The following is an 18,405-nucleotide window of genomic DNA, read 5'->3' as shown; positions in this document are numbered from 1 at the left end:
GTGTAAACAGCGACCGCAGGAACATTCTGGAGCTTTTGGCGGATGGACGCCCGAGAAATGAAGGTCAAGGCGGCTGAGGCTGCGCTGGGATATGTCGAAGACGGAATGCGTCTTGGCATCGGCACAGGCTCGACTGCCGAAGAGTTTGTTCGTCTCCTGGCCGAAAAGGTGCATGGCGGCCTGAAGGTTCTCGGCGTGCCGACCTCGGAGCGGACCGCCCGCCTTTGCGTCGAACTCGGCGTTCCCCTCAAATCGCTCGACGAACTGCCGGAGCTCGATCTGACGATCGACGGCACCGACGAGGTGGACGGGAACCTGACCCTGATCAAGGGCGGCGGCGGGGCTTTGCTGCGTGAAAAGATCGTCGCGGCGGCGTCTGCTCAGGTGATCGTGATTGCTGACGAAAGCAAGGTCGTGGAAACCCTCGGCGCGTTTCCGCTGCCGATCGAGATCAATCCGTTCGGGATGGCCTCGACACGCATTGCCATCGAAAAGGCGGCCTCCAGGATCGGCCTTTCCGGCGAACTGAAGCTGCGCCGCGGTGGCGAAGATGTGTTCCGCACCGACGGCGGGCACTATATTCTTGACGCATCTTTTGGCCGCATTCCTGATGCAGAGGCCTTGTCAGCTCAACTTCATCTCATTCCCGGCGTCGTCGAGCACGGGCTGTTCATTCACATCGCGTCCTTTGCGATCATCGCCGGCGAGGCTGGTGCGCGGACGTTGAAGGCGAAATAACCTTAGGAGCAATCAACCCATGATCAAATTCGCGGTTCTTGGCCGTGCTGCCGCCCTCGCAATTGTGATGTCCGGCGCCGTTTCCGTTTCTGCTCAGGCCCAGGAAATTCCTGAGGCCCATATGGCGGCTGCGCGCGATGCTATCGCTTCGCTCAACGTCACCGATCGGTTCGACAACATTCTGCCCAACATGGCCGAAGCGTTGAAGGGTCAGTTTATCCAGTCTTCGCCGAACTTCCAGGAACAGATCAACGCCATCGTCGACCAAGAGGCGCTGGCGCTTGCTCCGCGTCGCGCGGATCTCGAAAAGGAAGCCGCGACGATCTACGCCAAAAGCTTTTCCGTCGATGAGCTGAAGACGATCTCGACCTTCTTCACGACCGAAGCCGGCAAGAAGCTTTTGAACAACCAGCCGCTGGTTGCCCGCGAACTCGGACGTGCGGCTGAAATCTGGGCCAACGGCATTTCGCGCGACCTGAACACCCAGGCGACCGCCAAGCTGCGCGGCGTTATCGATGCCAACCCGATCAAGGCACCTGTCGTCGATACGCCGGCACCTGCGGCGGCTGGCGCCAAGCCGGCTCCGACGCCTGCTGCCAAGCCCTGATCGACTGATCCACAAGACTTCTGAAAAGCCCGGAGAAATCCGGGCTTTTGTTTATGGCGGCTGCAGCATTATATGTGGCTGGCACCTATCTATGCCCCAAGCATCCCACCCATGTTCTTTCTTCAGGAGCCTGCCATGACCGCCTATGACTATGACCTGTTCGTGATCGGTGCAGGCTCCGGTGGCGTCAGGGCAGGGCGCGTTGCCGCGTCGCTCGGCAAGACGGTAGCCGTTGCCGAGGAATATCGGTTCGGCGGCACCTGCGTCATCCGCGGCTGCGTTCCGAAGAAGCTGCTTGTCTACGCTTCGCAGTTCTCGGAGCATTTCGAAGATGCTGTCGGCTTCGGCTGGACGGTCGGCGAAACCAGCTTCGACTGGAAAAAGCTGATCGCGGCCAAGGATGCCGAGATCGCGAGGCTCGAGGCGATCTACAAGCGCAACCTCTCCAATAGCGGCGCCGAGGCGATCGAAGATCGGGCCGAGCTTGTCGATGCCCATACGGTGCGCCTGGTGAAATCCGGAAGAACCGTGACGGCGGACAAGATCGTGATTGCCACGGGCGGCACACCCAACCCGCATGTGGCCCTTCCCGGCTACGAGCTCTGCATCTCGTCCAACGAGGCTTTCGATCTGCCGGAACTGCCGAAATCGATCCTGATCGCCGGCGGCGGTTATATCGCGGTGGAATTCGCCAACATCTTTCATGGCCTCGGCGTCGAGGTGACGCTGATATATCGCGGCCAGGAGATCCTGTCGCGGTTCGACCAGGACATGCGCCACGGACTCCGCAAGGCGATGGAAGACAAGGGGATGCGGGTCATTCTCACCGACGTGATCGCCGAGGTGACGAAATCTCCGGCCGGTCATCTCATCGCGTCGACCATGGGCGGCGAAACGCTTGCCGTTGATACGGTGATGCTGGCGCTCGGTCGTGATCCGAACACCGATGGTCTGGGACTTGAGGCTGCCGGTGTCGAGGTGGACGAGCTCGGTGCCATCGTCGTCGACGAGTATTCGCGCACCAATATCGAAAACATCTATGCGCTCGGCGATGTCACCAACCGGGTACAGCTGACGCCGGTCGCGATCCATGAGGCGATGTGCTTTATCGAGACCGCGTTCAGGAACAATCCGACCAAGCCGGATCACGAGCTGATTGCGACGGCGGTGTTCTCGCAGCCGGAAATCGGCACGGTCGGTCTTTCGGAAGAGGAAGCGGCCAAGCGCTATGCCGAGCTCGAAGTCTACCGCGCGGAATTCCGGCCGATGAAGGCAACGCTCTCCGGCCGGCAGGAAAAGACGATCATGAAGCTGATCGTCGATGCCGAGAGCCGCAAGGTGATCGGATCCCACATCCTTGGTCACGAAGCCGGAGAAATGGCGCAGCTGATCGGCATCTGCCTCAAGGCCGGCGTGACGAAGGACGATTTCGACAGCACAATGGCGGTGCATCCGACGGCTTCGGAGGAACTGGTGACCATGTACACGCCGAGCTACCGCATCAGGAATGGCGAGCGGGTCTGAGATCTGTTTGGACAAGAACGAATATAATTTAGCAATGTAAGATGTTTCGGCGTCGTTTGTTGCACTGGTGGAAGCCCTGGCGGGCGCTTATCTACCCGCTATGCAAACGAGGCCGTTCGGTCTATAAGCCCCGCAAAATTTGAAGCTTTGCCCGGCGGGGGAGCCGGGGTGGAAACAGGTGAGTATCATGGCGCAGAACTGGACCCCGAGCACGTGGCGGAACAAGCCGATCCAGCAGGTTCCGGACTATCCGAACATGGCTGCATTGGAAGCAACCGAGGCGCAGCTTTCCACATTCCCGCCGCTCGTGTTTGCGGGTGAGGCGCGCCGCCTGAAATCCCAGCTGGCCAAGGTGGCGGAAGGTGACGCGTTCCTTCTGCAGGGTGGCGACTGCGCCGAAAGCTTTGCCGAGCATGGGGCCGACAATATCCGCGACTTCTTCCGCTCGTTCCTGCAGATGGCCGTCGTGCTGACCTACGGTGCGCAGCTTCCTGTCGTGAAGGTCGGCCGGATCGCCGGTCAGTTCGCCAAGCCGCGCTCGTCCAATATCGAGAAGCAGGGCAATGTCGAGCTGCCGTCATACCGCGGCGATATCATCAACGGCATCGATTTCACCGAAGCCTCACGCATTCCGAACCCGGAGCGCCAGCTGGATGCCTATCGCCAGTCTGCGGCAACGCTGAACCTTCTGCGGGCCTTCGCGATGGGTGGCTATGCCAACCTCGAAAACGTCCACAAGTGGATGCTGGGCTTCGTGAAGGACAGTCCGCAGGGCGAGCGCTATCGCATGCTGGCTGGCCGGATCAGCGAAACAATGGAGTTCATGCGGGCGATCGGCATCACGGCCGACAATCAGCCGAGCCTGCGCGAAACAGATTTCTTCACCAGCCATGAAGCCCTGCTTCTCGGCTATGAGGAAGCTTTCACGCGCGTCGATTCGACATCGGGCGACTGGTACGCGACGTCGGGCCACATGCTGTGGATCGGCGACCGCACACGCCAGCTCGACCACGCGCATGTGGAATATTTCCGCGGCATCAAGAACCCGATCGGTCTGAAATGTGGTCCGTCGCTGCAGCCGGACAATCTGATCCAGCTGATCGACGCGCTGAACCCGGCAAACGAGCCGGGCCGGTTGACGCTGATTGCGCGTTTCGGTCACGACAAGGTTGCCGATGGTTTGCCGAAGCTGATCCGTGCCGTCGAGCGCGAAGGTCGCAAGGTCGTCTGGTCCTGCGATCCGATGCATGGCAACACGATCACGCTCAACAACTACAAGACCCGTCCTTTCGAGCGGATCCTGTCGGAAGTGGAAAGCTTCTTCCAGATCCACCGGTCGGAAGGGACCCATCCGGGCGGCATCCATATTGAGATGACCGGCAAGGATGTGACCGAATGCACCGGCGGCGCCCGTGCGGTGTCGGCCGGCGACCTGCAAGACCGCTACCACACGCACTGCGATCCGCGCCTCAACGCCGACCAGGCGCTGGAACTGGCGTTCCTCCTGGCCGAGCGTATGAAAAGCGGTCGCGACGAGAAGCGAATGGTCGTCAACGGCTGAACCCCGGTTCGACGCAACGCAAAAGGCCGGCGTGAAAACGCCGGCCTTTTGCGTTGCAAGGGCCGCCTACTGGACGAGAACGGGGTTGCGGCAGGACGCGCCACCGACCTGGACATCCGCTTCACCAACGCGCACGCCGAGGGTCAGCAGGACGTTGTAGAGGACGGTGTCGACTGGGCTCATGGCCGCACCGAGCGTGGCGCCGACGGCAGCGATAATGGGCTGCGGCAGCCCGAGCCCAAGGCCGAGAAGGTCTACCCGCACAACGAGCTTGGAAAGCAGGCTAGTCGTCAGCGACTCAAGCACGTTCTTGACCGACGTCGACTTTACCCTGTTCGCGCTGATATCCGCCGGCGAGAACGTCAATCGCTCTGTCTTGAGATTGGTCGAGGTGGTGTCCGCCATGGCGGAGACCTTGAGAAGAAGGGTCGAGATGATGTCGGCTCGCGTGACACGCGGATCTTTGCCGAAGTTCGTGAATGCAGTCGTATCGACGTCGCCCAATGCGATCGACGCGATGCCCGGGACGGCGTCGACATCGACGGAGGCGCTGTTGGCCGCGCCCGTACAGGTGATCCCGGCAAGCCGTCCTTCGGCATAGGCAACTTCCAGGTAGAGGGGGACGCGGACCTTGAGCCCGAGGATCGCCTGAAGGCCATCAACTACGACCTCGACCGCCACGCGTGTCTGAGCGGTGCGGACGATCGTGCCCGGCGCACCCACTGCGAGGTAGGACGACCCGACGGGCGGCTCCCCGATCGCAACGGTCACCTTGGACGAGGCGACACCGGGAACGGATGTCCCAAGGTCGACAGAGAGCTGCTTGCCGCCGCTGGCAGCGGTTGCGACGGCCGACAACAGATCGAAGACGCTGGTGTTGACAGATAGTCCACTCGATTGGCCGATCAGCTTTTGAGATACGGGTCCCAGCTTCAGCGTATCCTCGAGCTTGACCATGACCTTCGTCTTGTTGAGCGTCTTTTCGAGATTGGAGAGGACCGTCGAGACCGAGGGGGTAAGTCCTGTCGTCTTGCCGAGGGCACCGACAAACTTGCCATAGTTGATGTCGGTTGTGAGAACATCCGCGTAAGTCCCTGACTGGAGACCAAGATCAAGAGCAAGCTGGTCGACCGTTTTCAAGGCATTGACCTGGGCATCGGCGAGGGCCCGATAATCCATCGCCTTCAGGGAAATCGTCGTTCCGAGCATCTGGCCAAGCAGAGCATTGAGGACACCCTCGTTGACGCTTGCCAAACGACTGCCGATCGAGAAGGACGCAAGCTTATCCGTTGCTGCTGTGCCGGATGCGGCAAGCGCCGGCGGGGTGGTGAGACTTGCCCCGAACATCAGGTTGCTCTTGCTGCGGAGCGTCAAGCGGACCGCATCGGGCGGTGTTGCGCCGGCGACAAAACGGTTCGCGGCAGGCTGCGCGGGATCGGGTACATAGCGGCCCCTGGTGATCTCGGCATAGCTGCCATAGGCTTCGAGCGCCGTCTTGGGGTTGAATGGGACAACCCCCTTGGTCGTCAGCAGGCCGCCGGCGCTGACGACGCCAATGCTTTGACCGTTCATCGCGAAAAAGTCGAAAGCGGATTTTTCCGCAGTCGAAATGTTGGCCGCCGCTGCAATCGCGGCAAGGTCGGCGCTTGCCTGCAACTGCCGCTGCTGCAGCGTCAGGCTGCCATAGTCGACGCCGAGAGCCAGCGCTCCGATGGCAAGCGGCATGGCAAGTGCAGCAGTAATGGCAATGTTGCCGGCTCGGTCACCGGCGATAGTCTGACGACGCTTCAGGCGGAAAAGCATCTCAAATGCCTCCGATCCGCATGGTCGAATAGCGCCTTATGTGCTTGTCCGGCATGGCGTAGCTGTAGAGACTGAAAATCGGCAGGGTACTTGCGTCGTATTCGATCGATACGGTGAACTGGTTGGGGTTGCTCGGGTCGCTTTGCACCTTCGTCGTGAAGTTCTTCTTGTCGAGAAGCGCATAGTCCATCGTCGACTTGGTGAGATACTCCTGCACCAGCTTCTGGCGTTCGCTGGCATCGAGGCCGGCGACAGCCGTGCGTGCCGCATCCGCGGCAATCTGCTGCACGGCGTGAGCCGCAGCGAGGTAGACGCCATAGCCGATCAGGCTGAAGAGCATCAGAAGCAGGACCGGTGCGATGATCGCGAATTCGACGGCGGAACTGCCCGAACGGCATCGCAGCAAGGATCGGATTCTCATCACCAACTCCCATTGTATGAGTATATTCGAATATAATGTTATGCGGTTATAAAGAATCCATGAATCGCGTCCGTCAGTTTTTAATGATGCGTTTTTAGAGCTGCGCTGGGTAAATTCGCGTGACTTGCCACCTTGTGTTCAGGCGTCGTAACCTCGAGCTGCCAGCAAATAGCCGTGAGAGGATGCAATGCGCAGTTCGGTCGAAATCTATAATATCCGGACGCGACAGAGCCGGATTGTCTGGCAAACGAGCGCGCTTTTCGAAGCGCCGAACTGGGCGCCGGACGGACGTTTCCTCATGCTCAACAGCGACGGGCTGATCTATCGGCTGCCCGTGGCCGGCGACACGCCTCCGATGATCGTTGACACCGAGTTCGCGGTTGCCTGCAACAACGACCATGGCATCTCGCCCGACGGCACGCTGATTGCGATCTCCGACAAGGTCGAATTCGGCAAGTCCGCGATCTATGTGCTTGCGGCGACCGGGGGCAAGCCGAGGTTGGTAACACCGAAGCTTCCCTCCTACTGGCACGGCTGGTCTCCGGACGGACAGCGCTTCGCCTATTGCGGCATCCGCGACGACGTTTTCGATATCTATACGATTGCGGTCGAAGGCGGCGAGGAGATGCGGCTCACCCATGGCGAAGGCCGCAACGACGGGCCTGACTACTCCCCGGACGGGAACTGGATCTATTTCAATTCGAGCCGCACGGGCACCATGCAGATCTGGCGCGTGCCGGCTTTGGGCGGCTCGGCGGAGCGCATCACCGACAGCCCCTATGGCGACTGGTTTCCGCATCCGTCACCGAAGGGAGACAAGATCGTTTTCGTGTCCTATGACGGCGATGTGTTCGATCATCCGCGCGATCTCGATGTCCGGGTTCGGCTGATGGATATGGATGGCAGCAATGTCGAAACGCTGTTCGAACTGTTCGGCGGGCAGGGCACGATGAATTCGCCAAACTGGTCACCGGACGGTGACGAATTCGCCTATGTCAGGTATTTTCCTGTTTCGTGATGGGCTTGCGATAACTGGTATGGTCGGGCATAGCCTCGGCAGTTTTGCTTCAGCCGTCGCAAGCATTGTTGGGGATAGACGATGCCGCCAATTCCAGACCCGTCCGACGATACGCAAGCGGGCCTTGCTCCGGCAGGCGCCTTTTCCGCGGCGGAGCGGGCAGCGATCTACCGGGTGATCGAAACGCGACGCGACGTTCGCGACCAGTTTCTTGGCGATCCCTTGAGCGACGAGCTTGTATCCCGTCTTCTGGCGGCCGCGCATGCCGCACCGTCAGTCGGTTTCATGCAGCCGTGGAATTTCATCCTCGTCCGTGACCAGGCGATGCGGCAGGCGGCCTGGGAGGCCTTTTCCAAGGCCAATGACGAGGCGGCGGAGATGTTTTCCGGCGGCGAGCGCGATCTTTATCGCAGCCTCAAGCTTGAAGGCATTCGCAAGGCGCCGCTATCGATCTGCGTTACCTGTGATCCGGACAGGGCGGGACCGGTCGTGCTCGGTCGCACCCACAATCCGCAGATGGATGTCTACTCCACCGTCTGCGCCGTGCAGAACCTGTGGCTTGCCGCGCGCGCCGAAGGCGTCGGTGTCGGCTGGGTCAGCATTTTCCGCGATGAGGACGTGCGCAGGCTGTTGGGTATCCCAGAGCGCGTGGCGATCGTCGCCTGGCTCTGTCTCGGCCATGTGGACCAGCTCTACAGCGAGCCGGAACTGGCCGTGCGCGGCTGGCGCCAGCGCCTTGCACTGGAAGACCTGGTGTTTTCCGAGCGCTGGCAGGGTGACTGACTACTGCTGTTGCTGCGGACCATTTTCGCGGGGGTGGCGCAGATCAATACTGGCTTCAGGGAGAAAAATCGGACCCACCGTGCGGACCTTTGCGGAGGTTTCGTAATTCCGCTCCGGTACCGGCGGCGTGGGATCGATCGCAACCTTCTGGACGGTGGCAGGCTTGCGGGTCCGCAGGTCGGTGATGCTGCCGGAATAGGCCTCCTCATCCTTCGGTAGCGCGATCCCCTTCACCCGGATCCGTTCCTTTTCCTCCTCCTTCGCGACATCCTGGAAATCGGACGGAATGCAGGCATTCTGACGGATGGCAACGATGGTTGCGCCGCGCTCTTCCCCGGTGACGGACAGGTTGCGGGCTTTGTTGCGCTCGTCAACAAGCACTTCGCGGTTATCCTCCAGGGCTTGCAGCTGCTCGAGGAGGGGTTCGCACTGGTCGGCCTTGGCCGCGCCAAAGGAAACAATGCTGCCGCCACCGCATCCGGCGCGGCGCATGTCGATGCGAAGTTTACGGATGTCGGAGTTTGCCTGGCTGAGGTCCTGCGCGTATCGGCGCATCTCAGCGGTATTGCCGATCACAACCGGTGTGCTGTGAAGCTTGCGGTACAGATCCGCGCAAAGCTGCGCATCCCGCGCCAGGACGGAGGCGGGGACGAAGACGAGCGGAATGAAGATCAGGCCGCGAAATCGCATCGCTTTTCCGGCAATTCGTTAAAACCCATCAAACATAGGCCGGGGCGGATGAAGATATCCTAAACCGCCCCGGCTTCTGTGAGACCTAGCCGAACAGCGACTCTGGCTGCGAGGCTTCGACGACGGCCAGAGCCGCCATATTGACGACGCCGCGGGATGTGACGGACTGGCCGAGAACGTGGGCGGGTTTTGCCGTGCCAAGCAGGATCGGGCCGACATGCAGCGCGTCCATCATGGTGCGCACCAGGCCAAGCGAGATGCTGGCCGCATCGAGGTTCGGGAAGACCAGCAGATTGGCTTCACCGGACAATGTGGTGCTCGGCATGGCGCGCTTGCGCAGCTCCTCGGAAAGCGCCGAGCCACCCTGCATTTCACCGTCGACTTCCAGATCCGGCGCCCGTTCGCGAATGATGGCGAGTGCGTCGCGCATCTTCGCGGCGCTCTCGGAATTGCGCGAGCCGAAATTGGAGTGGCAGATGAGGGCCGCCTTCGGTTTGATGCCGAAGCGGCGCACTTCCTGGGCCGAGAGAATGGTGATCTCGGCAATCTCTTCGGCGGTCGGATTGTAGTTGACGAACGTGTCGGTGAAGAAGATCGCACCACGCTGCGAAATCAAGAGGCTGAGGCCGGCGAGCGTCTTCGTGCCTTCACGTTTGCCGATGATCTGGTTGACGTCGCGCAGATGCCGGTCGTAGCGGCCTTCGATGCCGCAAATCAGTGCATCGGCCTCGCCGCGCTGGACCGACAGCGCGCCGATGACCGTGTTGCTGGTGCGCACGATGGTTCGTGCCGCTTCCGGGTTGACGCCCTGGCGACCGACAAGCGCGAAATAGTCGTCGACATAGCCGCGGTAACGCGGATCGTCTTCCGGATTGACGACGGCGAAATCGACATTCGGGCGGATGCGGATGCCGAAACGCTGGAGACGCGCTTCGATGACCGAGGGACGGCCGATCAGGATGGGCCTTGCAATCTGCTCTTCGAGCAGGATCTGTGCGGCTCTCAGAACGCGTTCGTCCTCGCCTTCTGCGAAGATGACGCGGTTTCTTTCGGCAGTCTTGGCCGCCGTGAAGATCGGCTTCATCACGAAGCCGGAGCGCCAGACGAATCGGCTAAGCTGGTCGAGATAGGCCTCGAAATCCTGGATCGGACGAGCGGCGACGCCGCTTTCGGCCGCAGCGCGTGCGACAGCCGGCGCGATGCGCAGGATGAGGCGCGGATCAAACGGCGAGGGGATCAGGTAGTCGGGGCCGAAGATCGGCGTTTCACCGGAATAGGCTTTCGCGGCGACGTCGGAGACTTCCTCGCGGGCAAGGGCTGCGATCGCCTTGACCGCCGCCATCTTCATTTCTTCGTTGATCGTGCGGGCGCCGCAATCGAGCGCACCACGGAAAATGTAGGGGAAGCAGAGGACGTTGTTGACCTGGTTGGCGAAGTCCGAGCGGCCGGTGCAGATCATCGCGTCGGGACGCTCCGCGCGGGCGAGTTCCGGCATGATTTCCGGCGTCGGGTTGGCGAGCGCCATGATCAGCGGCTTTTCGGCCATCTGCACCAGAAGTTCGGGCTTCAACACGCCCGCGGCCGACAGGCCGAGGAAGACGTCTGCGCCGGCGATATTGTCGGCCAGAACGCGGTTGTCGCTCTTCTGGGCGTAGATCGCCTTCCACTCGTCCATCAGCTCGACGCGGCCCTCATAGACCAGCCCTTCGATATCGTGGACCCAGATGTTTTCCTTCTTCGCACCAAGCGACACGAGAAGATGCAGGCAGGCAAGCGCCGCTGCACCGGCGCCCGACGTGACGATCTTGACGTTATCGATCGTCTTGCCGGCAAGCTCCAGGCCGTTGAGGATCGCGGCGGCGACAATGATCGCCGTTCCGTGCTGATCGTCATGGAAGACCGGGATGTTCATCTTTTCGCGAAGACGACGCTCGACCTCGAAACATTCCGGAGACTTGATGTCTTCGAGGTTGATGCCGCCGAAGGTCGGCTCCAGTGCCGAGATCGTCGAGACCATGGCTTCGATGCCGGGCGCGTCGATTTCGATGTCGAACACGTCGATGCCGGCGAATTTCTTGAAGAGGACGGCCTTGCCTTCCATCACCGGCTTGGAGGCGAGCGGGCCGATATTGCCGAGGCCGAGCACGGCAGTGCCATTGGAGACCACGGCGACCAGATTGGCACGCGCGGTGAATTCCGCGGCCATTTCCGGATTGTCGCGGATCGCGAGGCAAGGGGCGGCCACACCCGGGGAATAGGCAAGTGCCAGGTCGCGCTGGTTGCCGAGCGGCTTGGTGGCCTGGATTTCCAGTTTGCCGGGGCGGGGATAGCGGTGGAAGAAGAGAGCCTGTTCGTCGAGATCTCCGGTTACCGGCGATGGTTTCGGATTGTCGTGCCCATCCATGCTCTTATGGCTCCTCGTATCGATTTCCGTCCTGACATGCGAGTCCCCTCCTTACATCAATCGATCCATCGAGAAACTACAATATTTGCGATGCTGTCGGATTTTGCCGCCGGTTTCGGGTGGTCGCCGACTGCGGCGATCGCGCCCTGTCATCATCCTGAAACACGAGTTTGATTTTCGAAGGGTAGGACAAGGTAGGTAACGAAGGGACGTTTCCGTGGCCGATGCAATCGAGACAAGGCATTTCAGAACCCTGTTCATTTCGGACGTGCATCTCGGCTCCAAAGCCGCCCGCATGGACTTTCTCCTCGATTTCCTGCGCTACCACGAGGCGGAAACGATCGTGCTGGTCGGCGATATCGTCGACGGCTGGCGGTTGAAGCGCAGCTGGAACTGGCCGCAGGGCTGTAACGACGTGGTTCAGAAGCTTCTGCGCAAGGCGCGAAAGGGCACGCGGATCGTCTACATTCCGGGAAACCACGACGAATTCCTGCGCGATTTTCCCGGCATGCATTTCGGCGGTATCGAGGTCGCAGACCGGATGATCTACGAAATGGCAGACGGGCGGAAATACCTGGTACTGCACGGTGACGAGTTCGACGTCGTGGTGCGCAATGCACGGCTGCTCGCCTATCTCGGTGACTGGGCCTATGATGCGGCGATCGCCATCAATGTCGGTCTTGCAGCGGTGCGCCGCCGCATCGGCCTGCCATACTGGTCATTCTCCGCCTGGGCGAAGCTGCAGGTGAAGCACGCCGTGAATTTCATCGGCGAGTTCCAGAAGGTTGTCGTCGACGAGGCTCGTCGCAACAATGTCGATGGCATCATCTGCGGCCATATCCATCATGCTGTCATGGAAGACATCGACGGGATCCACTACGTCAACACGGGCGACTGGGTCGAAAGCTGCACGGCGATCGCCGAGCATCGTGACGGGACGCTGGAGCTGATCTCCTGGCAGAAGATCGCGAAGACCGCGGAAATCACGACGATGCCGGCACCGGAGACGATCAGGGGCATGCAGGCCGCGTAACGGCCCGACGATGCAAGGGACTCATTATCCCCAGAGGTCCGTCCGGGGCGGATAGACCAGCGATCCGTCGTATCGCAGCCCGTCCGGGCGGTCTTGCGCCAAGAGTAGCGGACCGTCGAGATCGGCGTAGTCGGCATCTTGCGCCAGAAGAACTGCGGGGGCCATGGCGAGCGACGTTCCGACCATGCAGCCGATCATGACGGCAAAGCCCAGTCGCTGCGCCTCCTCCTTCATGATCAGCGCCTCCGTCAGCCCACCGGTCTTGTCGAGCTTGATGTTGACGGCGTCGTAGCGGTTTCTCAAACTTGCAAGATCGCCGGTTGCGTGCACGCTTTCGTCAGCGCAGATCATCACCTTGCGGCGGATGGTGGCAAGGATTGCATCCTTGCCGGCTGGCAGCGGTTGCTCGATCAACGAGATACCGAGGGCGTCTGCGACATCCAGATGTCGGGCCAGATTGTCCTCCGTCCAACCTTCGTTGGCATCGACGATCAGACGCGAATCGGGCGCTGCCTGCCTCACCGCCCGCATTCGGCTTTCGTCATCGTCTGTGCCGAGCTTGACCTTGAGGAGAGGGCGGGCCGCATTCCTGCGCGCATCCTCTGCCATTGCCTCCGGCTCGCCAAGCGACAGCGTGAAGGCGGTGATCAGCGGCTTTTCGGCAGCTTCAATCATCGACGCCACCGATCGGCCAAGGCTTTTGGCTTCCAGATCCCACAAGGCGCAGTCCACCGCGTTGCGGGCGGCTCCCGGTCGCAGGCGCGTCTGCAGTGTGTGGCGATCCATGCCATCGTGCATCATCGAAGCGAGGGAGTTGATCTCGTCGAGGACGCCTTCGGTTGTTTCACCGTAGCGTTTGTAGGGAACGCATTCGCCCCGGCCGGTCAGGCCGTCGCGGGTGATCGCACAGGTCACCACCTCGGCTTCTGTCTTGGAACCGCGGGAAATCGTAAACACCCCCGCGATCGGGAATTTCTCGATTGTTGCTTCGAAGTGACGCGTCATGGTTTTCCACCTGGGCGTTGTGGCAAATCCGTTCAGGGTCGCTATATTGCCGCTCTCAGTGCTGCGATCAACAGCAGATCGCAGCCGCGTGCTGCTTAACCTAAGCCGAAAGAAACCTGTGCCGTCACAACCTGCCGAAATCAAAGCCGAAGACCTGCCCGGCGGCGATGGCGAGCGCTACATTCTGGCCGGAGAATGGCGCAATCATTCGATTTCGCCGGTCCTCAAGGCGTTTGGCGATCTTGAAAAGAGCAGCGGGTCTGGATCCCTCGAGATCGACGTTTCGGCGATCGACGGAATCGATACATCCGGTGCCTGGCTGATTCGCCGTCTTCTGTCGGCAAAAGCCGAGCAGGGTCGCGACGCGAAACTGGTCGGGGCGGAAGGGACGATCGAGGAACTGGTTGGCGCCCTGCCGGAAAAGACCCCGGCACCGCCGCCCAACGATCAGGACAAGCGGTCGCTGTTTGATCGCGTGTTCAGCCCGGTCGGCAAGACGATGACGGAATTTGCCGGTGACTTCGTCGCCGCCATGCACATTCTCGGCTCGGCGGTCCGTGGCGCACAGCTGAAATTCGGCCGCGGATCCGGCGTTTCTCCGGCATCCGTCGTGACGCATATCGACCGGATGGGCGTGCGTGCGGTGCCGATCATCCTCCTGATGTCGTTTCTGATCGGCGCCATCATTGCCCAGCAGGGCGCTTTCCAGCTCCGGTATTTCGGGGCAGAAATCTTCGTCGTCGACTTGGTCGGCATTCTGCAGCTTCGCGAAATCGGCGTTCTGATCACTGCGATCATGATCGCCGGCCGTTCGGGCAGCGCGATCACCGCCGAAATCGGCTCCATGAAGATGCGCGAGGAGATCGACGCGCTGACCGTCATCGGCCTTAATCCCGTCGGTGTGCTCGTGTTCCCGCGCCTTGTCGCTCTGACGATCGCACTGCCGCTCCTGACCATCGTCGCGAACCTGTCGGCCCTCTACGGCGCTGCGGTGATCACGCTGGTCTATTCCGGCATCACATTCGATACGTTCCTGTCGCGCCTCAAGGAGGCGGTCGACTTCTCGTCGGTGGCCTCAGGCATGATCAAGGCGCCGTTCATGGCGCTGGCAATCGGCATCGTGGCGGCTGTCGAGGGAATGAAAGTTGGCGGCAGCGCAGAATTGCTCGGCCAGCACGTCACCTCGTCGGTGGTGAAATCGATCTTCGCGGTGATCCTGATCGACGCGATGTTTGCGATTTTCTATTCCGCGATCGATTTTTGATGGGGACCGGCGTGGAAGACGTTCAAACCTTTGACAATACCAAGCCCGCGGAGACGAAGAGCGACGAGCGCAAGGTCGTGCTGTCGGTCAAGGATCTGACGGTCGGCTTCGGCTCGAAGCTCGTGCTGGACAATCTGAACCTCGATATTTACCGGGGCGAGATCCTCGGCTTCGTCGGAGCGTCGGGCACCGGTAAGTCGGTGCTGATGCGCACGGTTCTCAGATTGCTGCCGCAGCGCTCAGGTACGATCGAGATCCTCGGAGTTGATTATGCCACGGCCGACGAACAGCAGCGCGTGGCGCTCGATACGCGGCTCGGCGTCCTGTTCCAGCACGGTGCGCTGTTTTCGGCGCTGACGGTGAAAGAAAACATCCAGCTGCCGATGCGCGAGTATCTCGATCTGCCGCAGTCGCTGATGGACGAACTCGCCTATGTGAAGCTCGAGATGGTGGGCCTGCCGCCCGATGCGGCTGACAAATATCCGTCCGAACTATCCGGCGGCATGATCAAGCGTGCAGCCCTTGCGCGCGCTCTTGCGCTCGACCCCGATCTGGTTTTCCTCGACGAGCCGACATCCGGCCTCGATCCCATCGGCGCTGCCGATTTCGATGCCTTGATTGCAAGGCTGCGCGATACGCTTGGCCTCACCGTCTACATGGTGACCCATGACCTCGACAGCCTGTTTTCCGTTTGTGATCGCATTGCCGTGCTTGGGCAGAAACGGGTCTTGGTGGAAGGCACGCTTGAGGATATGTTCGCCTTCGACGATCCGTGGGTTCAGTCCTATTTCAAGGGCAAGCGCGCGCGTTCCGTCGTGACCGATGAGACCAGGCCCGACGGCGAATCTGAGAAGTGATGTAACCTATGGAAACTAAAGCAAATTACGCCCTCGTTGGCTTTTTTACCTTGCTGGTAATGGCTGCCGCTTTCGGGTTCGTCTACTGGATGGCTTCGTCCGGCCGGGGAGGCCCCACGGCTGAGCTGGCGATTCGCATTCCGGGCTCCGCAAACGGTCTTTCCGTTGGTTCGGCGGTGCGCTTCAACGGCATACCGGTCGGCTCCGTGCGCAGCCTCAGCATCGACCCGGATGATCCGCGCTACTCGATCGCGTTCACCGAAGTGCGCGCCGACGCACCTGTCTACCAGTCGACCAAGGCCGTTCTGGAAGTTCAGGGCCTGACGGGCGCTGCCTATGTGGAAATGTCGGGTGGTGCCAAGGGTGAAGAAAACATCCTGCAGAAGGCGATCGAGAGTGGCCGTCCAGCGGTGCTGATCGCCGACCAGTCGAGCGTGACCAACCTTCTTGCGACCGCCGACAAGATCCTCGACCGGGCCGACCAGGCGATCGGCGACATCCAGGGATTTGTCGGAGACGCACGTGGTCCGCTGACGCAGACCATTCGCAACGTCGAGACGTTTACGGCTGCGCTCAGCAACAATTCGGACAGTATCGACAAATTCCTGAACAGCCTCTCGACGCTGTCGGCGACGGTCGATCGCGTCTCCGGCACGTTGAACTCGACGCTCGAAGCAGCCGACCAGCTGGTACGGGCAATCGATGCGGAGCGCGTCAATCAGGTTGTCACGAACGCCGAACGGGTGACTCGCAACATTGCCAATGCCTCGGACAACTTCGGCCCTCTGGTGCAGAACGTGACCCAGGCGGCTGCGAGCTTCCAGCAGGCAGGCGTCGATGCGCAGAGCGCCCTGAAACGCGCCGATACGCTCATGGCGGCCGTCGACGTCAATCAGGTCGGCGCTACGATCCGCAACATCTCGTCGGCATCCGAAGACGCACGCCAGACGCTCAGCTCGGCGCGCGACGTGATCGACGACGTGTCGCGCCGCCGCGACGACATCAACGGTGCGATCTCCAACTTCACGGACATGTCGACCAAGCTGAACAACGCATCGAACCGCGTCGACGGAATTCTGGCGAAGGTGGACGGGCTGGTCTCCAGCGACGACTCGCAGGGTCTGTTTGCCGAGGCGCGCAAGACGCTCGAATCCTTCCGCACCGTCGCCGACAATATCAATTCGCGCGTTGGACCGATTGCCGACAACCTGTCGCGCTTTTCGTCCGGTGGCTTGAGAGACATCCAAACGCTGATCAACGACACGCGCGGAACCGTGCAGTCGCTCAATCAGGCAATCAGCAATTTTGACCAGAACCCCCAGCGCCTGATCTTCGGCGGCGAAACGGTGAAAGAGTACGATGGCAGGACACGGCGCTAACATGCGGGGAGTTCAGGGTTTCATGCAAGGATCTGCGATGCTGAGCGTCATGCGCCATCCGATCATCATCGCAGTCCCTTTGATGGCAGCACTTCTGGCCGGTTGTGGCAGCAAGGCGAACAACGACACGTTCGACCTGTCGATCACGCCGATGGCGAGTGGAGCAACCGCAAAGAGCCGGCAGATCCTGGTGCCTGAACCGACTGCGGTCAAGATGCTCAACAGCGACCAGGTCGTTGTGCGTATTTCGCCCTCAGAGGTTCAGTATCTGGCCAATTCCCGCTGGGGCGACAGGCTTCCGGCACTGGTCCAGTCGAAGCTGGTCGAAGCGTTCGAAAACTCAGGACGGGTTGGCGGCGTCGGCAAGCCGGGGCAGGGTCTGGCGATCGACTATCAGGTCGTAACCGATATCCGCAGCTTCGAGGTGGTCACTGAGGGCAACAGGCTCGCCACGGTGGAGATCTCGGCAAAGCTCTTGAACGACCGCAACGGCAGCGTTCGTGCACAGACCGTCTTCAAGGCAACGGTGCCGGTCGCCGGAACCGAGAACCGCCGCTTCATCGAAGCGCTGGACAAGGCATTTGCACAGGTCGGCGCGAATATTGTCGACTGGGCTCTCAAGGCCATGTGATCCTTTTCGCGCGGGGACGACCCGCGCGATATCGGCCTGGGGGAGACTTCTCTGCCGAACAATTCGCAGCAGAGAAGCATTCTCCTGCAGTACGTCATGTGAGCTGAGCGAGCGCTACCCAAGGGCGCTGGCGGTGAAGCTTGGCGGTAGTCCCAAGCATCGCGATAGGATACCCACCCGGCTCCCGGACCCGCTCTGCCTGGTGAGCGATATGATACTGCTTCCAGCCCTGAGATCCTCGCAAGTCCTGCCATGTGTCTTTGACAGCTGGCTTCGCAATCCGAAGGAATAGCCTGGCCGTTGTGGGGTTGACCTGCGCTATAAACAGCGCTCCGATCTCGGTTGCCTCCCATGAGAGGCGAGCGAATAACTGAGCTTTCGATCCCCGTTTATCTTTTCAGGCAATCCGGTTTTGCTCCCTCCGGTGACACCGTGGTCAGCGTTGCACCGTTGGAAAGTGTCGTGGCGGTTTATGGCGCAGGCGGCGTGGTGGGCGAAGGTGGTCTGGCTTCTGCCTTTGGCGGCGCCGTGGTGTTTCGCAACGATGTCGCCGGCGCGTGCTACATCGGCGTCTAGGGCGCCCGGAACGCGTCACGCTTTAGCAGCGACCTTCGTGCACGGATGGAGATCATTCTCCTCAGGCACGCGCCCGATGCGCGGCTCAGTTTCTGGGGCGCGGCAAAAGAG

16 protein-coding genes are annotated in these 18,405 nt (G+C 60.9%); 11 read left to right on the top strand and 5 right to left on the bottom strand.

Features of this window, described 5'->3' with window-relative positions:
• Positions 1-42: 42 nt before the first annotated feature.
• The 4 genes from rpiA to ACQY1P_RS14350 all read left to right on the top strand — a co-directional run bounded on the left by rpiA (position 43) and on the right by ACQY1P_RS14350 (position 4,430).
• On the top strand, positions 43-738 hold the full coding sequence (gene rpiA, locus ACQY1P_RS14365; protein ID WP_430253985.1) for a ribose-5-phosphate isomerase RpiA: 696 nt from the start codon (positions 43-45) through the stop codon (positions 736-738).
• Positions 739-757: 19 nt separating this feature from the next.
• Positions 758-1,345, top strand: coding sequence for a DUF2059 domain-containing protein (locus ACQY1P_RS14360; RefSeq protein WP_062456556.1), 588 nt, complete (start codon positions 758-760; stop codon positions 1,343-1,345).
• Between the two features lie 135 nt (positions 1,346-1,480).
• The gene (gor, locus tag ACQY1P_RS14355; RefSeq protein WP_430253983.1) at positions 1,481-2,869 is read left to right on the top strand and encodes a glutathione-disulfide reductase; all 1,389 of its coding nucleotides are present in this window, start codon (positions 1,481-1,483) and stop codon (positions 2,867-2,869) included.
• A 187-nt stretch (positions 2,870-3,056) separates the two neighbouring features.
• Positions 3,057-4,430: a class II 3-deoxy-7-phosphoheptulonate synthase gene (locus ACQY1P_RS14350; RefSeq protein ID WP_430253981.1), complete on the top strand. Its 1,374-nt coding sequence runs from the start codon at positions 3,057-3,059 to the stop codon at positions 4,428-4,430.
• Positions 4,431-4,496: 66 nt separating this feature from the next.
• On the opposite strand, the gene ACQY1P_RS14345 is transcribed toward ACQY1P_RS14350, so the two are convergent.
• Entirely contained in the window at positions 4,497-6,233 is a 1,737-nt protein-coding gene (locus ACQY1P_RS14345) for a pilus assembly protein TadG-related protein (protein WP_430253979.1), read from the bottom strand.
• A gap of 1 nt (position 6,234) precedes the next feature.
• Positions 6,235-6,654 carry a TadE/TadG family type IV pilus assembly protein gene (locus tag ACQY1P_RS14340; RefSeq protein WP_062456567.1) on the bottom strand — a complete coding sequence of 140 codons (420 nt, stop codon included), beginning with the start codon at positions 6,652-6,654 and terminating at the stop codon, positions 6,235-6,237.
• A gap of 187 nt (positions 6,655-6,841) precedes the next feature.
• On the opposite strand from ACQY1P_RS14340, the gene ACQY1P_RS14335 reads away from it, so the two are divergent.
• Together ACQY1P_RS14335 and bluB are read left to right on the top strand one after the other, a co-directional pair.
• A complete protein-coding gene (locus tag ACQY1P_RS14335; RefSeq protein WP_430253977.1) occupies positions 6,842-7,672 on the top strand; it encodes a TolB family protein in 831 nt (276 codons plus the stop codon).
• An 81-nt stretch (positions 7,673-7,753) separates the two neighbouring features.
• Positions 7,754-8,455 (top strand): 5,6-dimethylbenzimidazole synthase, encoded by a 702-nt coding sequence (gene bluB / locus ACQY1P_RS14330; RefSeq protein WP_430253975.1) that lies wholly within the window; start codon positions 7,754-7,756, stop codon positions 8,453-8,455.
• Here the strand turns inward: bluB and ACQY1P_RS14325 are convergent, their stop codons facing one another.
• Both ACQY1P_RS14325 and ACQY1P_RS14320 read right to left on the bottom strand, forming a co-directional pair.
• Positions 8,456-9,145, bottom strand: coding sequence for a hypothetical protein (locus ACQY1P_RS14325; RefSeq protein WP_430253974.1), 690 nt, complete (start codon positions 9,143-9,145; stop codon positions 8,456-8,458).
• Between the two features lie 85 nt (positions 9,146-9,230).
• Entirely contained in the window at positions 9,231-11,549 is a 2,319-nt protein-coding gene (locus tag ACQY1P_RS14320) for an NADP-dependent malic enzyme (RefSeq protein WP_062456577.1), read from the bottom strand.
• Positions 11,550-11,766: 217 nt separating this feature from the next.
• Between ACQY1P_RS14320 and ACQY1P_RS14315 the strand changes: the two genes are divergently transcribed.
• Entirely contained in the window at positions 11,767-12,582 is an 816-nt protein-coding gene (locus ACQY1P_RS14315; protein ID WP_430253973.1) for a UDP-2,3-diacylglucosamine diphosphatase, read from the top strand.
• Positions 12,583-12,606: 24 nt separating this feature from the next.
• Here the strand turns inward: ACQY1P_RS14315 and dgcA are convergent, their stop codons facing one another.
• The gene (gene dgcA, locus ACQY1P_RS14310) at positions 12,607-13,587 is read right to left on the bottom strand and encodes an N-acetyl-D-Glu racemase DgcA (RefSeq protein ID WP_430253971.1); all 981 of its coding nucleotides are present in this window, start codon (positions 13,585-13,587) and stop codon (positions 12,607-12,609) included.
• A 58-nt stretch (positions 13,588-13,645) separates the two neighbouring features.
• Between dgcA and ACQY1P_RS14305 the strand changes: the two genes are divergently transcribed.
• The 4 genes from ACQY1P_RS14305 to ACQY1P_RS14290 are packed head-to-tail and all read left to right on the top strand — an operon-like array spanning position 13,646 to position 17,718.
• Positions 13,646-14,851 carry an ABC transporter permease gene (locus ACQY1P_RS14305; RefSeq protein ID WP_430256709.1) on the top strand — a complete coding sequence of 402 codons (1,206 nt, stop codon included), beginning with the start codon at positions 13,646-13,648 and terminating at the stop codon, positions 14,849-14,851.
• Entirely contained in the window at positions 14,851-15,708 is an 858-nt protein-coding gene (locus ACQY1P_RS14300; RefSeq protein WP_062456591.1) for an ABC transporter ATP-binding protein, read from the top strand. The genes ACQY1P_RS14305 and ACQY1P_RS14300 overlap by 1 nt, the downstream gene beginning before the upstream one ends.
• An 8-nt stretch (positions 15,709-15,716) precedes the next feature.
• On the top strand, positions 15,717-17,087 hold the full coding sequence (locus tag ACQY1P_RS14295) for an MlaD family protein (RefSeq protein WP_062456594.1): 1,371 nt from the start codon (positions 15,717-15,719) through the stop codon (positions 17,085-17,087).
• A gap of 37 nt (positions 17,088-17,124) precedes the next feature.
• Positions 17,125-17,718, top strand: coding sequence for an ABC-type transport auxiliary lipoprotein family protein (locus ACQY1P_RS14290; protein WP_430253969.1), 594 nt, complete (start codon positions 17,125-17,127; stop codon positions 17,716-17,718).
• Positions 17,719-18,405: the final 687 nt, after the last annotated feature.

Source organism: Neorhizobium sp. DAR64872/K0K18 (genome assembly GCF_050500175.1).
Taxonomy (GTDB): Bacteria; Pseudomonadota; Alphaproteobacteria; order Rhizobiales; family Rhizobiaceae; genus Neorhizobium; species Neorhizobium soli.
This window is presented reverse-complemented; position numbering and strand designations above follow the sequence as displayed.

What these genes read in the sequence shown, in the direction of transcription:
- rpiA (WP_430253985.1), top strand. Translation starts at nt 43, where the DNA reads ATGGACGCCCGAGAAATGAAGGTCAAGGCGGCTGAGGCTGCGCTGGGA.
- ACQY1P_RS14360 (WP_062456556.1), top strand. Translation starts at nt 758, where the DNA reads ATGATCAAATTCGCGGTTCTTGGCCGTGCTGCCGCCCTCGCAATTGTG.
- gor (WP_430253983.1), top strand. Translation starts at nt 1,481, where the DNA reads ATGACCGCCTATGACTATGACCTGTTCGTGATCGGTGCAGGCTCCGGT.
- ACQY1P_RS14350 (WP_430253981.1), top strand. Translation starts at nt 3,057, where the DNA reads ATGGCGCAGAACTGGACCCCGAGCACGTGGCGGAACAAGCCGATCCAG.
- ACQY1P_RS14345 (WP_430253979.1), bottom strand. Translation starts at nt 6,233, where the DNA reads ATGCTTTTCCGCCTGAAGCGTCGTCAGACTATCGCCGGTGACCGAGCC.
- ACQY1P_RS14340 (WP_062456567.1), bottom strand. Translation starts at nt 6,654, where the DNA reads ATGAGAATCCGATCCTTGCTGCGATGCCGTTCGGGCAGTTCCGCCGTC.
- ACQY1P_RS14335 (WP_430253977.1), top strand. Translation starts at nt 6,842, where the DNA reads ATGCGCAGTTCGGTCGAAATCTATAATATCCGGACGCGACAGAGCCGG.
- bluB (WP_430253975.1), top strand. Translation starts at nt 7,754, where the DNA reads ATGCCGCCAATTCCAGACCCGTCCGACGATACGCAAGCGGGCCTTGCT.
- ACQY1P_RS14325 (WP_430253974.1), bottom strand. Translation starts at nt 9,145, where the DNA reads ATGCGATTTCGCGGCCTGATCTTCATTCCGCTCGTCTTCGTCCCCGCC.
- ACQY1P_RS14320 (WP_062456577.1), bottom strand. Translation starts at nt 11,549, where the DNA reads ATGGATGGGCACGACAATCCGAAACCATCGCCGGTAACCGGAGATCTC.
- dgcA (WP_430253971.1), bottom strand. Translation starts at nt 13,587, where the DNA reads ATGACGCGTCACTTCGAAGCAACAATCGAGAAATTCCCGATCGCGGGG.
- ACQY1P_RS14300 (WP_062456591.1), top strand. Translation starts at nt 14,851, where the DNA reads ATGGGGACCGGCGTGGAAGACGTTCAAACCTTTGACAATACCAAGCCC.
- ACQY1P_RS14295 (WP_062456594.1), top strand. Translation starts at nt 15,717, where the DNA reads ATGGAAACTAAAGCAAATTACGCCCTCGTTGGCTTTTTTACCTTGCTG.
- ACQY1P_RS14290 (WP_430253969.1), top strand. Translation starts at nt 17,125, where the DNA reads ATGCTGAGCGTCATGCGCCATCCGATCATCATCGCAGTCCCTTTGATG.